The sequence below is a fragment of the Polaribacter sp. 2305UL8-11 genome (assembly GCF_058147165.1).
Genome location: NZ_JBYVJW010000014.1, coordinates 17,885 through 30,947, shown reverse-complemented (window position 1 = coordinate 30,947; position 13,063 = coordinate 17,885). Strand labels below are relative to the sequence as shown.

The window sequence follows — 13,063 nt, the reverse complement described above, 5'->3', positions numbered from 1 at the left end:
AAGTTTACTTTAGTTATTTAAAACCAAACAAAATGACTAAAAAAACTTTACTTTTTCTCGCTTTTTTGTGCAATATTTCTCTAATAATTGGACAGAATAGCTTTGTTAGACAGCCCTCTATTAGTCCAGATGCTTCTAAAATGGCATTTGGTTTTCATGGAGATATTTGGGTTTTAGACCTAAACAACAATCAATCTAAAAGACTAACAATACATCAAGCTTATGAGAGTAATCCTGTTTGGAATTCAAACAGTAACCAAATTGTTTTCACTTCAAATAGAAGAGGAAGTAACAATATCTTTAAAACTGATTTAAATGGTGGAGTTCCAAAACAGTTAACCTATTATCCAACTACAGACACACCTAGCCATTGGAATTCGAATGGTAAAATTATTTTTTCAAGTAACAGAATTTACAAAGGCACAGAACGTGAGTCTTCAATTTATCAAATTGATGAAAATGGAGAAACTCCTAATCGTTTTATAACAGCTTTAGGAAGCCAAGCAACCATTTCTCCAAATGGAAACTTTGTGGCTTTTGTAAAAGGGACTTGTAGAATTTCTAGAGAAGATTATAATGGCCCAGCACAAAGAGATATTTGGGTTTATAATTTAAAGACTAAAGAATATCATCAAATTACAACTAGTAAAAAGAATGACCATACTCCACTTTGGGATGCTTCAAACAACTTGTATTACATTGGTTCAGAAAGTGGGCGTTATAATATTTACCAAACTTCTTTAAATAAAAATGGAACTAAAAAAGGAGTTACCAATCAGTTAACAAAACTGAAAGAAGATGGAGTTTTATCTTTTTCTGTAAGTAATAATGGAACAATTATTTACAACAGTGGTTTAACCATTTTTAAATTACAAAATGGTAGCTCAAAAAAAATAAACTTAAACTTAGTTACAGACAACAGATTTGAGTTAGAAGAAACCAAAACCGTTTCTGGAGATATTAGAGATTTAAGTGTTTCACCAAATGGTAAATTAATTGCTTTAAGTATAAATGGAGAAATTTTTGTAAAAGAAAATAACAAAGATAAAACCAAAACAAATAACGTAAGTAATCATCCTTTTAGAGATGATAACCCTTTTTGGATAGATGACAATACCTTAGGTTTTTTATCTGATAGAAATGGACAAAACGAGTTTTATAAAGTGGTTTCTACTGACGAAAATGTAGATTTAAGTAGAAGTTTAAAAACAAAAGTTACCCAACTTACAGATAGTAAAATTGATGTTTTTGAACCATTATTATCTCCAGATAGAAATAAAATTTCATATAGAATTGGTAGGGGAAAATTAGTAATTGCAGATGTAAAAGATGGTAAAATTACAAAACCAAAAAGTTATTCAGATACTTGGGCAGCTGCAGAAGGTGTTTCTTGGAGCCCTGATAGCAAGTACATTGCTTATTCTCAAGACGACTTAAATTTTGATAGCGAAATCTACATTCAATCAGTTGCAAATCCATCAGATAAAATAAATGTTTCTATGCATCCTAGGTCAGATGTATCTCCAGTTTGGAGCCCTGATGGAAAAAAACTTTCTTTTGTTTCTAACAGAGCAGGAGATAGAGGGGGTATTAATTTTGATGCTTGGATGGTTTGGTTACAAAAATCTGACTGGGAAAAAACTAGGGCAGACTTTAAAGATGGTACATATTATCAACCTAAAAAAGAAAAATCTAAAGACAAAAAAGATAAGAAAAAAGTTGTCGTAAAAATAGATAAAGACAAGATTTACGATAGGTTGGTTCAGCTTACAAGTTGGGCAGGTAATGAGTATGGTGCCTTATTTAGTGCAGATAGTAAAAGTATTTATATTTCTGCAACAAACCCAGCTACTAGACAAAATGGGTATTATAAAGTAGATTTAAATGGAGGTACTCCAAAGCCTATAAAAGGGGTCTCTAATGTAGGTGGTTTTAGCTTAAACAAAAATACTTTATATTATGCCTCTAGAGGAAAATTAAAATCATTGAACTTAAAATCGGATAAAGTTTCTTCTTACTCACACTCTGCAACCTATACCACTCAATTAGATAAGTTAAATGAACAGGTTTTTGAAGAAGGGGTTAGAGCAATTACAGCTGGTTTTTACGACCCAAAATTTCATGGTTACAATTGGAGTAAAATTGTAAAAAAATACAGGCCTTGGGTTTTGTCTGCAACTACTAAGCAAGATTATTCTTTTATGTTTAATAATATGTTAGGTCAGTTAAATGCCAGTCACATGGGGTATAGAGGGGCTACACCAGAAAAAACATATAGTGATAAAGTAGGTCTACTTGGTTTAGACGTGTCTAACCAAAACAATGGAGCTAAAATTGAGTATATACTACCTAATTCTGCTGCAACAAAAACAAATGTTTCTTTAAATGTTGGTGATGTAATTACAGCTGTAAATGGAAAAAAGATTGATAAAAAAACCAACTTTTATAGTACTTTAAAAAATACTGCTGGCAACGAAATTTTATTAACCCTAGCAGATAAAAGAGAAATAGTGGTAAGAACACAGTCTACAAGAACCATGAGTCGTTTACGTTATGAAGAGTGGATAAATTCTCGTAAAAAATTAGTAGACCAATACTCTAAAGGACAATTAGGGTATATTCATATTCAAGGAATGAATTTACCAAGTTTTGAGCGTTTTGAACGTGAATTAAAAGCAAGTGGTTATGGTAAAAAAGGAATTGTAATAGATGTTCGTAATAATGGTGGTGGTTGGACCACAGATAGATTGTTAGCAGTGTTAACTTACCAACAGCATGCCTATACAATACCAAGAGGCGAAACTGATAATTTGCAAAGAAATAACAAAAATTATATAGAAAATTATCCTTATAATGAAAGAGCAATATTATCTGTAAATACAAAACCATTAGTAGCTTTGGCAAATCAAAGTAGTTATTCTAATGCAGAAATTTTCGCGCATGCTTTTAAGAGTTTAAAACTCGGAAAGCTAGTAGGACAACCAACATTTGGAGCTGTAATTTCTACTGGTGGTCACCGTTTACAAGATGGTTTTATTAGAATGCCTTTTAGAGCTTGGTACGTAAAAGAATCTGGAATGAATATGGAGCATGGACCAGCAGTACCAGATTATTTAGTTGAAAATAAACCAGGTTGGAAAGCTAGAGGAGAAGATGATCAACTTAAAAAAGCTGTTGACGTTTTATTGCAAGATATGAAGTAGATATAAATAAAATTAGAAAAGGCGAAACTGTTAAGTTTCGCCTTTTCTAATTTTATTTTGACACGAAAACAAGATGATTTATTAATAAACCTTTTCTCCATTTACAAAAGTTTCCACTGCTTTTGTTTTAGGAATTTCACTTCCTTCAACCTCCATAATATCTTGATTTAAAATTACAAAATCAGCATATTTACCCACTTCAATAGACCCCTTTTCGTTTTCTTCAAAGTTAGAATAAGCAGCCCAAATGGTCATCCCTTTTAATGTTTCTTCTCTGGTTAACGCATTTTCCATTTGGTACCCATTTGCAGGATAATTATCTAAATCTTTACGAATGGTGGCTGCATAAAACGTTAAAAACGGATTTACTTGCTCTACAGGAAAATCTGTTCCTAAAGCTATTTTGCCATATTTATTTAATAAATCTTTAAAAGCATAAGCACCTTTTATTCTTTCAGCACCCACTCTGTCTTCTGCCCAATACATATCTGATGTTGCATGCGTTGGTTGTACAGATGGTAAAATATTATCAAATTTATCGAAATCTTCTGCAGAGATAATTTGGGCGTGTTCAATTCGCCAACGTCTATTTTTATCACCTTTTAAAACATTCTTGTAGGTTTTTAACATCCAAGTATTGGCAGAATCTCCAATAGCGTGTGTATTCATTTGATATTCTGAAGCTGCAATTTGTTTTGCCAGTTCTTGGTATCTTTCTGGTGTGTAAATTAAAGCTCCAAAATGATTTTCTCTATCTGAATACGGTTTACGCATTGCAGCTCCTCTTGAGCCTAAAGCACCATCACCATAAACCTTAAAAGAGCGCACATTTAGCCTGTTTGTTTTGATGATTCCTTTGTTAATATAATAGTCTATTTGTTGTTGATTGTCTCCAGAAACCATTGCATAAACACGCATTTTTAAACTTCCAACTTGTTGTAAACTATCAATTAATTCTATCGTTTTTTTATTGATGCCTGCATCATCTACAGTGGTTAAACCATAAGAAAAACAAATTTTTTGAGCATCAAATAAACCTTGAATAGCCTCTTTTTTTGATGTTGATGGAAACTTGATAAAATCCATAGCAGCATCAATTAAAACGCCAGTCATTTTTCCATTTTTAACTATAATTTCTCCACCAGAAACTTTGGTGTCTTTTGTAATTCCTGCTAAATCTATAGCAGCTTGATTTACCAACAAAGCATGTCCATCAACCCTACCAACAGCAACAGGAATTGTTGGAAATAATTTGTCTAATTTCTCTTTAGTAGGAAATTCTTTTACTTCCCAATCGTTTTGATCCCAACCACGACCTGTAATAAAATTTGTGTTTTTTTCTTTTTGAAAATCGACTAATTTTTGCAAAACTTCATCATAACTTTTTGTGCCTTCTAATGATACTTTTTGTTGTTGCAAACCCATTCTGTAAAAATGGCAATGTGCATCTATCAAACCAGGAACAATGGTTTGGTAGTTAGCATTAACAATAGTTTCTGATTGATATTTATCTTGAATGTCTTTTGATGTTCCAATAGCTATAAATTTCCCATCTTTAATAGCAAAAGCTTCTGCTTTTTCAAAGTTATCATTTACAGTATATGTATTAGAATTGATAACAATTACATCTGCTTTTTCTTTTTGACAAGCTAAAGTAATTATTGATATAAATAGTAATAAAATTATTTTTTTCATTTTTAAGTAAATTATGAATTTTGATAAATTAAGTAGGCGAAATACATTAGTAAAAACTGTAAAGGAATTCTGATATAAGCTACCCATTTTTTGCCAATAGCTGGTCTTATTTTTGTGGCATCCCAAATATGGATGGGCAAAAAAACAATCATTAAAAATAAGATGCCTAAAGCTGCTTGTTTTACAGTTGATGAGAAAAATAAACCAAAACCTAAAAAGAGCTCTATAATGCCAACTATATAATTGACTAGTTTTTTTGGTAAATAATCTGGAATAAAATATTTGAAAATTTTAGGTTTTATAAGATGCATCATACCTGCAAACATAAAAAAGATTGCAAAAAATAGTTTTAAAGAAAAAACAAAAGTTTCCATTCTTAAGGTTTTATAGGTGTGTTACTGTATAAATATTTATCCATTAAATAAATAATACTTGCCATAGATGCACTACCTAATTCCAATTCTCTTTTGTTTACTTTATCAAAAGTATCTCTACTTGTATGATGATAATCAAAATAACGCTGAGAATCTGGTCTGTAACCCACTAAAGTTACGTTTTCTCCTTTTAAAGGACTAATATCTGCACCAGAACCACCTTTATCTAAATCGTGTAATCCGTAAGGAGATAATAGCTTTTTCCAACTTTGTAGTAGTTTTGTGTTTACAGAATTTGCATCAATAGAAAAACCTCTTGGTGTATGGCCACCAGCATCAGATTCTAAACCTCCAATATGATTTTCTTTATTGAATTTTGCCAATTCAGCATATTTTTTTGCACCTCTTGTACCATTTTCTTCATTCATAAAAAAGACAACTCTAATGGTGTTTTTGGGTTTAATGTTGTTCTTTTTAAATAAATAAGCAACTTCTAAAGATTGTACAATTCCTGTTCCATCATCATGAGCACCTTCACCTAAATCCCAAGAATCTAGATGACCTCCAACTACAAAAATATTTTCTGGAGTCTTACTTCCTCTAATTTCTCCAACAACATTAAAAGAAGGAGCATCTGGTAAGGTTTCACAACTCTGTTTAAAATAAAATTTTAGATTTGGATTCTTTTTTAAATCAGTACTTAAAATATTAGCTGCTTTACTACTAATTGCAGCAGCAGGAATGTATTTTTCTTTTGGCAAATCTCCATAACTCATAGTTCCAGTATGTGGGAAATCATCTACAGCATTTGTCATAGAACGTACAATTACTCCTTTTGCACCAAATTTTCCGCAAATTGCAGCTCCTCTAACTCTTTGGTCTACACAACCTCCATACGCTTTAAAAGTATGAATTAAAGTATTATCAAAAGGACGATTGAAAAAAACAATTTTACCTTTCATTTTTGTACCTAAAGCTTCTGCTTCTTCTAGGCTTTTTACCTCTATAACTTCTGCTAAAACTCCAGTTTTTGGAGTTGCAATAGAAAAGCCTAAAGCGCAAATAGGTACGTTTTTTTGAACTCCATTTGTAGTGTAAGTAGCAATTTCTTTTTCTCCACGAACCCAATGAGGCACCATAATTGGTTGTAACCAAACAGAGTCTAGACCAACATCTTTCATTAATTTTTCTCCCCATTCTACAGCTTTTGCAGCTTCTGGAGAACCTGATAATCTGCCACCAACGTTTTTAGTTAAATCTCTTAACCATTCATAAGATTTACCTTCTGTTAATACAGAATTGAATAAGGTTTTAATTTTGGTAGAATCAACTTTTTCTTCTGATGATAATCCTTTTGTATTTGTTACTTTTTCTTGTTTTTGATTACAAGAAACCCATAAAATTGTAAGCAATAATAAAAGTGAAAATTTTTTCATTTTGTAGTTAAATTAGATTTTATAAATCTACAAAAATGAAATGAGAATTTAATTTATTTGAAAATGAATATGATCATCATGTCTAACAGCTCTACATCCGTGAAATCTTATTTTTTTATGATGAAGATTCAGCCTGTTTTTTAGGTGAGGTTCAATAAATATTTTATTTACTTTTTTATGTTTCAGGATTTCTAAAATCAATAATTTTGTTGGTTTTTCTGAAAGTTTTAGTTTTTTATTAGAGCTTCCAAAAGTCATGTATTTTGTAAAATCGTATTGCCAATATCTATTTTCTTTACAAAATTTAGTTTGATTTTTTTCATTGAATTTAGGAGCTTCAAAAATTCCATAGCCACTAACAGAAGGTTTTAAGTTTGTTGTTTTTCCTTTTTCATCTTCATAAATAAAAGCAATGTCAATTTTTTTACCATCATTATGACTTAGATGAGGAAGTAAAGGAAAACCATCAAAGAAAGGAAAATTAGCATCTAAATAGACTACTTTCAAATCATTATTTGTGTTTTTTAAATTTTTTGAGATATTGTTTAGAATTAAATTTAATTCAGGCTTTACATAATTTCTATTCAAAAGGTTGGTCAAGAAAAAATGAGATGATAGGTTTTTATTAGTACTTATTTTTTCTCTGCCAAATATTGGAGCAATTTTTGGTATTATAAAATATGTTGAAAAAAGATATAATAAAGAAAATAAGAATACTCTTTTTATTTTGTATTTTGATTTTTTTGAAGAAATAGTTAAAAGTGTAAAAAGATAAAGAACACCACCTATTTGAGATATAATTGTAAGAAATAAAATAATTAAAGTATGTAAAAAAGAGAGTAGTAAAAGTTTAAATTTCATTCTTTAATTTTTCAACATCAAGAAGAATGTATCTATATTTTCTTGCGTTGCTTTTTGTCATTGAATTTATTTCAGAAATAATTTCTTCTATTACTTCTTTTGCATCTTTTTGTTTGTTTCTTCGAATTAAAAACCTTGAAAATTCAAGTCTTTCGTCATAATTAGAAAAGCGTTTGTCAACTTTTCTTAGTTGAGTTTCAGCCTGCTCAAAATCGCCTTTTTTTTCTAAAGCCAAACCATAATAATAAATAGATTCTTTAAAATCTTTGTCTAAGTTTATTTTTTGTGAGTATGCTATTACTTTCTCAAAATTATCAATATTAAAATAACATTTAATTAATTTATTTAGAGTGTGAGGATCGTTTGCAAAGTTACCTTCTCTTGCTTTTTCATAGTAAAAAATAGCATTCTCAAAATCTTTATTTTCTAAAAAAGCATTGGCTAAATTTATTTTATTTTGAAAAGTGTTAGAAAATGCTAATTGCTGCTCTAAGTCTTTAATTTTTTTAGTTGGATTGATAATTGTAGTAATTTCTTCAGAAATATCAACAATATCTTTCTTGTTAATTACCTGCGTGATTAAGTAAATAATACAGCCAATTAAAGGAATAAAAAATATAATAAAAAACCAATAATAGTTGTTCTTGTTTTTATAAGCGTGATAAATGCAATATACTTGTAAGGCTATAATTATATAATAATACATTTTGTAAATATACTCAAAAGAGAAAATCAAAAATCAAACTTATAGGTTATTCCTCCTAAAACTTGAATGCCTTGTACATCAAAATTTGCAAAGCGTTGGTATTTTGTGTTTAAAAGATTGTTTACATTTAAAAAAGCTGAAAATTTATCATTAAAATGATAACCTCCATTTAAGTTTACATCTATAAAACTGCTTATTGTTTCTATGCCTTTAAAACTAGAAGGAAAATTTGCATTATAAAGACCATCTTTTCTTTCACTAACGTAAAATATATTGGTGGTTGCAAACCATTTATTGTTCTTGTATTTTGCAAAAACAGCTGCTTCAATTGCTGGTAAATTCCATTTTTCTAATGCATTTGTAACTTGGTAAGTATTAAATTCTGCATACGTACCAAAAAGAATGTTTTTGGTAAGGTTATATTCAATTTCTCCGAAAATAGATGTTGTAGCTACGTCATCATAATATATACTAAAAGAGTTGCCATATTCAAATCCTTTTAATTGATTTCCGTTTACAATAGATGTACTTCCATCAGATTTTGAGTTATTTCTAAGAAAGAGTGGTTTGTCTTCTTCTTTAATATTACTGTATTTAAAATTGTAAACCAAATCATTATTAATTTTACCATTGATACCTACAAATAAGTTTTGTTTTTCTACAGTTTGAGTAATAAATAAGGTTGGAGAAACAAAAGGGTTTTTACTGGTAAAATCTTTATAAGTATTTGTTTTTAAATCACTAAAAAAACCACCATACACATTTACAAAATCTTTAATTATAGGTCTTTGAATTTTTAAGTTGGGTAATAAAAACAGATTTGTAGATTTGTTTTCCGAATCTAAAGAAACATACGTTTTAAGGCCAGCCAAAAATATAAAGTTCTTATAAATCATCTTATATTCTGGGTATATTTTTGCTGTAAGAATAGAGTAAGCTAGGTTGCTACTGCCTTCATAATTTTGTTTAAATTCTCCTTTTAAATATTCTAAGCCAGTTTTTATAGAAATATCATTAAGGTTTGGTTTTATAAAAGTTAAAGGAAAATCTAATTTTGCATCAAAATTTGCCAAAATTTCTTGGCTTTGAAACTTGTCTGTAAAATAGGCTAGACTTATGTTGCCAAAATCGATATAAGAATCATGAAACTTAAAATTTCCATTTAATTTAAAATAATTATACGTTTGTTTTTCATCAATAGAGTTAGTGGTAATTTGATTAAAATTAATAGCAGGCAAACCATACCAATTGTATTCGTTTTTTTCTGAATAAAGAGTTACTTCCCAATCAAAATAACGATCTTCTTGTTTGTAAAACGCATTGATGTTAAAGTTAAAGAAATTACTATCTAACACAGTATTTTCTATATTTTCTAATGAAGCAGTGTATTTGGTAGACAGCCCAAACTCATTTTTAAAACGTGTATTATGATGTAAAAATAATTCTATATAAGGGCTGTTATAATTGCCATAACCAGCTGCTAAATAATTTTTGTAAATACGTTCTTTTACACCAACATCTATCCCTTTAACAACACCACTTCTTGGAACAAAAGTAGAGGCAACTGGCGCAGAAAAAATAGTATATTCTAATTTTTTCTTTTTGCTTTTGTCTAACAAAATAATGGTAGGGTTTAATTTTATTTTTTTAGCATCTGCAATCTTAGGGTTAAAAGTTGTAACCACTTCTACCACTTCTGTTTTTACAGTATCTTTAACTTTTTCTTTAGGCTTTGTTTGTGCCAATCCAGAAAAAATTCCTAATAAAATAAATAGTATAACTACTTTTTTTCTCATCTAATTTTTATCTTCTGGTGTAATAGAGTTATTGGTTTTTGCTTCGTTCTTTTTAATCGTGTTCAACTCAGTTTGAGCATCGATAACAATATCATCAAATTGTTTAAAGTTTTTAATAACGTTTTCTAAAACAAAAGTTGCTTGGTATACATCTTTTAATCCATAATAGTTTTTACCCATTACAACGTAACTTTTTACAGCCCAATATTTATAAGCAGAATAATTTGCAATTAACTTTTGTACAACTTTATTAGATTGTGCATATTCTTTTTGCTGATTTTTAAAGTAGGCATTGTAGTAGAGTGCCTCTGCTTTTAAAGCGCCTTTAGCATTTTTTTCGATTTCTGAATAATATTCTTCTGCTGTGTAAAAGTCTTCACTTTTAAAAGCAGCTTTTGCAATCATTTTTTGGGCATCTAACTTTAAATTGGCATCAATTTTATCTCTTAACAAGATTTTTTTTGCATATTCTATGGCAAAATCATAAGCTTCAGTTTCAAAATACGCTTTCATTAAATTGCTCTGAGCATATAAAACATTTTCTGCAGAATATGCTTCTTGCTCTAATCTGTCCAAGAGAGGTAGAGCATTGCTATACTCTCCATCTTCTAAATAAATTTGTGTTAACTTACTAAGTGCATCTTCACTAAATTCATTTTGTTCTTCTTCTATAACATTTTGGTAATAAGCAGAGGCTCTTTTGTATTCTTTTACTTTAAAAAGAATATCTGCTAAATAATAATTTGCTTTTAATTTATGAACTCCATCAGGAAAAGCATTTACATAATCTGTTAGTTTTTTAATGATTAGATTGCCATCTTTAGATTCAAAATAATTTTTTTCTGCCACTGCAAAAGTAGTATTATCTAAATCTGAATTGGTAATATTTATAAATTTTAAAGAACTTATCCACTTTACATAATCGTCTAAATTTCCTTTGTCTATATATACATTTCTTGCATTTGCAACAGCTTCTAGAGCATCTGAAGAGTTTGGAAATTTTTTTGCAACTTGTTTAAATTTTTCTAAAGCTTTATCTCCTTGATTGTCATTGTAGTAGAGTAAACCTTGTCTTACTAAGGCTTTAGAGGTAAAAATACTTGTTGGATATTTTTCCAATAACCTGTCGTAAGCATTTAGTGCCTCTTTTGTATTTTTTAATGTTGTTTGAGTAGAGGCAATGTTAAACAAAGCGTCATCTTTTAAGGTAGAAATTGTATAATCATTTACAACTTTTTTTAGCGCAATTACCTTTTTATTGTTATCTCCAGTAAAACCGTAAATCATACCTATTTGATATTGTGCATAATCTGCTCCTGCACCTTGCTTGTCAATTACTTTTTGATAAGCTTTAATAGAAGTTGTATATTTTTTTGATGCAAAATAGCTATCTCCCATTCTTATAAGTGCATCATCTTTTGTGGTTTCGTTAATAGAATCTTTTTCTATAAAAAGACCAAATGCGTTGGCAGCATCTTCATATTTTTTAAGTTTAAAATTACTGTAACCAATATTATACGGAATTTGTTTAAGATATTTATCATTGGTATCTTTATTAATAACACTACTTAAAGCCGAAAACTTAGACAAAGCTTCTTGGTAATTTTCTAATCTGTACAAAGCTTCTGCTTCCCAATATTTAGCTTTATTACTAACCTCTTTGTTATTAGAAGTGGCGCTATTTTTAAAAAAAGGGATAGCTTCCTTTAATTTATTTTCATTAAATAATTGCATACCTCTATACAAAGAAACCTCTTGAGACAAAGCAATGTTGTCTTTTGATTTGTTTTTTGATAAAAAAATTAAAGCACCTTCATAGTTTTGTTGATGTAAATAGGAGGAAACCACAAGTTTATTTATTTGTTCATACTCCTTAGATTTTGGATATTGTTTTAAATAATCTTGTAAAACATCTGCCACACTTTTAAATGGATTGCCTTCTTCATAACTTAATTTTGCATAGTTTAAAGCAGCATCTTGTTTAATTTGTAAATTAAAATTCATTTCTGATGCCGATTTAAAAGCATTTAAAGCTTCCGTTTTTTGGTCAGTTTTTAGGTAACATTCACCTAGATGCGAATAAGCATTTTGGGCAACTGCATTTTTCTCATCAATAATTTTATTAAAGTTATTTATGGCATTTATAAAATCGTTTTGTTTGTAATATGCATAACCTAATTGATAATAATCTGTATTAGACCATTTTCCTTTTTTTCCTTTAAAATCGATTAAATAAGGAATGGATTCTGCATATTTTTTTAAATTAAAATAGCTTTCTCCAATAATTTTAGAAATTTCTGACTTTTCTTTTCTTTTGGCTTCAGTTAGCAACTCTTTACCAATAATTATACAACGCTCAAAATTACCAGCTTTAAAATTAATATCTAATAAATAGTAAGAAATTTCTAGCCTATAAGTTTCGTTGTTCTCTATTTCTTTAAGTGTAGATTCTGCTATGCCATAGTCTTCTAATTTATAAGCTATGTAGCCATAATAATACCTAGAATCATTCCCATATTTGGCATCGTTAATTAGTAGGATGAACTTGTCTTTGGCTAAAGTGTAGTTTTTAGTAACTAAAAAGCAATAGCCCATTTTATAGTTTAGCTCTTTTATATTTTCTTCAGACAAGCCATTTATATCTACTTTTTGGTACCATTTTAAAGCATAGGCTGCTCTTTTATTTGCAAAATAATAATTGGCAACATTGTAATATGCTTTGTTTTTTTTGTTACTATTTGGATTTTCTTCAACAAATTTGAGTACTTTTTTATCAGCATCTACCTTTCTTAATTTTATAGCACACATTGCTTCATAATAAGAAGCATCAGATTTTAAATTAGAACTATTTATAGCTGCATTTTCTACAGTAGCAAATTTTTTTTGTGCAGCTGCATAAGCTTTATTGTTATAAAGTTTTAGAGCATTGTTAAAGTCTGTTACAACACTGTTCTCAGCAATAGATTGTTGCGAAAAACTATAGCTGGTCAAT

General features: G+C 29.2%; 8 protein-coding genes. 1 reads left to right on the top strand and 7 read right to left on the bottom strand.

Annotation, left to right across the window (positions count from 1 at the left end):
* The first annotated feature begins 32 nt into the window (after nt 1-32).
* The gene (locus tag ACY2RW_RS12935; protein WP_490123149.1) at nt 33-3,203 is read left to right on the top strand and encodes a S41 family peptidase; all 3,171 of its coding nucleotides are present in this window, start codon (nt 33-35) and stop codon (nt 3,201-3,203) included.
* An 81-nt stretch (nt 3,204-3,284) separates the two neighbouring features.
* On the opposite strand, the gene ACY2RW_RS12930 is transcribed toward ACY2RW_RS12935, so the two are convergent.
* Genes ACY2RW_RS12930 through ACY2RW_RS12900 form a run of 7 tightly spaced genes read right to left on the bottom strand, consistent with a single transcriptional unit; the run spans nt 3,285 to nt 13,062 of the window.
* Nucleotides 3,285-4,898, bottom strand: a complete 1,614-nt coding sequence (locus ACY2RW_RS12930; protein ID WP_490123148.1) for an amidohydrolase — start codon at nt 4,896-4,898, stop codon at nt 3,285-3,287.
* 11 nt (nt 4,899-4,909) lie between these two features.
* Nucleotides 4,910-5,272: a DoxX family protein gene (locus tag ACY2RW_RS12925; protein WP_490123147.1), complete on the bottom strand. Its 363-nt coding sequence runs from the start codon at nt 5,270-5,272 to the stop codon at nt 4,910-4,912.
* Between the two features lie 2 nt (nt 5,273-5,274).
* Nucleotides 5,275-6,708 carry a M20/M25/M40 family metallo-hydrolase gene (locus ACY2RW_RS12920; RefSeq protein WP_490123146.1) on the bottom strand — a complete coding sequence of 478 codons (1,434 nt, stop codon included), beginning with the start codon at nt 6,706-6,708 and terminating at the stop codon, nt 5,275-5,277.
* Between the two features lie 48 nt (nt 6,709-6,756).
* Nucleotides 6,757-7,569, bottom strand: coding sequence for a hypothetical protein (locus ACY2RW_RS12915; protein ID WP_490123145.1), 813 nt, complete (start codon nt 7,567-7,569; stop codon nt 6,757-6,759).
* Nucleotides 7,559-8,275 (bottom strand): CDC27 family protein, encoded by a 717-nt coding sequence (locus ACY2RW_RS12910; RefSeq protein WP_490123144.1) that lies wholly within the window; start codon nt 8,273-8,275, stop codon nt 7,559-7,561. Before ACY2RW_RS12910 ends, ACY2RW_RS12915 begins: the two co-directional genes overlap by 11 nt.
* 26 nt (nt 8,276-8,301) lie before the next feature.
* Nucleotides 8,302-10,071: a porin family protein gene (locus ACY2RW_RS12905; RefSeq protein WP_490123143.1), complete on the bottom strand. Its 1,770-nt coding sequence runs from the start codon at nt 10,069-10,071 to the stop codon at nt 8,302-8,304.
* Nucleotides 10,072-13,062 carry a tetratricopeptide repeat protein gene (locus ACY2RW_RS12900; RefSeq protein WP_490123142.1) on the bottom strand — a complete coding sequence of 997 codons (2,991 nt, stop codon included), beginning with the start codon at nt 13,060-13,062 and terminating at the stop codon, nt 10,072-10,074.
* Nucleotide 13,063: the final 1 nt, after the last annotated feature.

Bases quoted from the DNA above. Each gene is read 5' to 3' on its own strand.
- ACY2RW_RS12935 (WP_490123149.1), top strand. From the start codon at position 33: ATGACTAAAAAAACTTTACTTTTTCTCGCTTTTTTGTGCAATATTTCT.
- ACY2RW_RS12930 (WP_490123148.1), bottom strand. From the start codon at position 4,898: ATGAAAAAAATAATTTTATTACTATTTATATCAATAATTACTTTAGCT.
- ACY2RW_RS12925 (WP_490123147.1), bottom strand. From the start codon at position 5,272: ATGGAAACTTTTGTTTTTTCTTTAAAACTATTTTTTGCAATCTTTTTT.
- ACY2RW_RS12920 (WP_490123146.1), bottom strand. From the start codon at position 6,708: ATGAAAAAATTTTCACTTTTATTATTGCTTACAATTTTATGGGTTTCT.
- ACY2RW_RS12915 (WP_490123145.1), bottom strand. From the start codon at position 7,569: ATGAAATTTAAACTTTTACTACTCTCTTTTTTACATACTTTAATTATT.
- ACY2RW_RS12910 (WP_490123144.1), bottom strand. From the start codon at position 8,275: ATGTATTATTATATAATTATAGCCTTACAAGTATATTGCATTTATCAC.
- ACY2RW_RS12905 (WP_490123143.1), bottom strand. From the start codon at position 10,071: ATGAGAAAAAAAGTAGTTATACTATTTATTTTATTAGGAATTTTTTCT.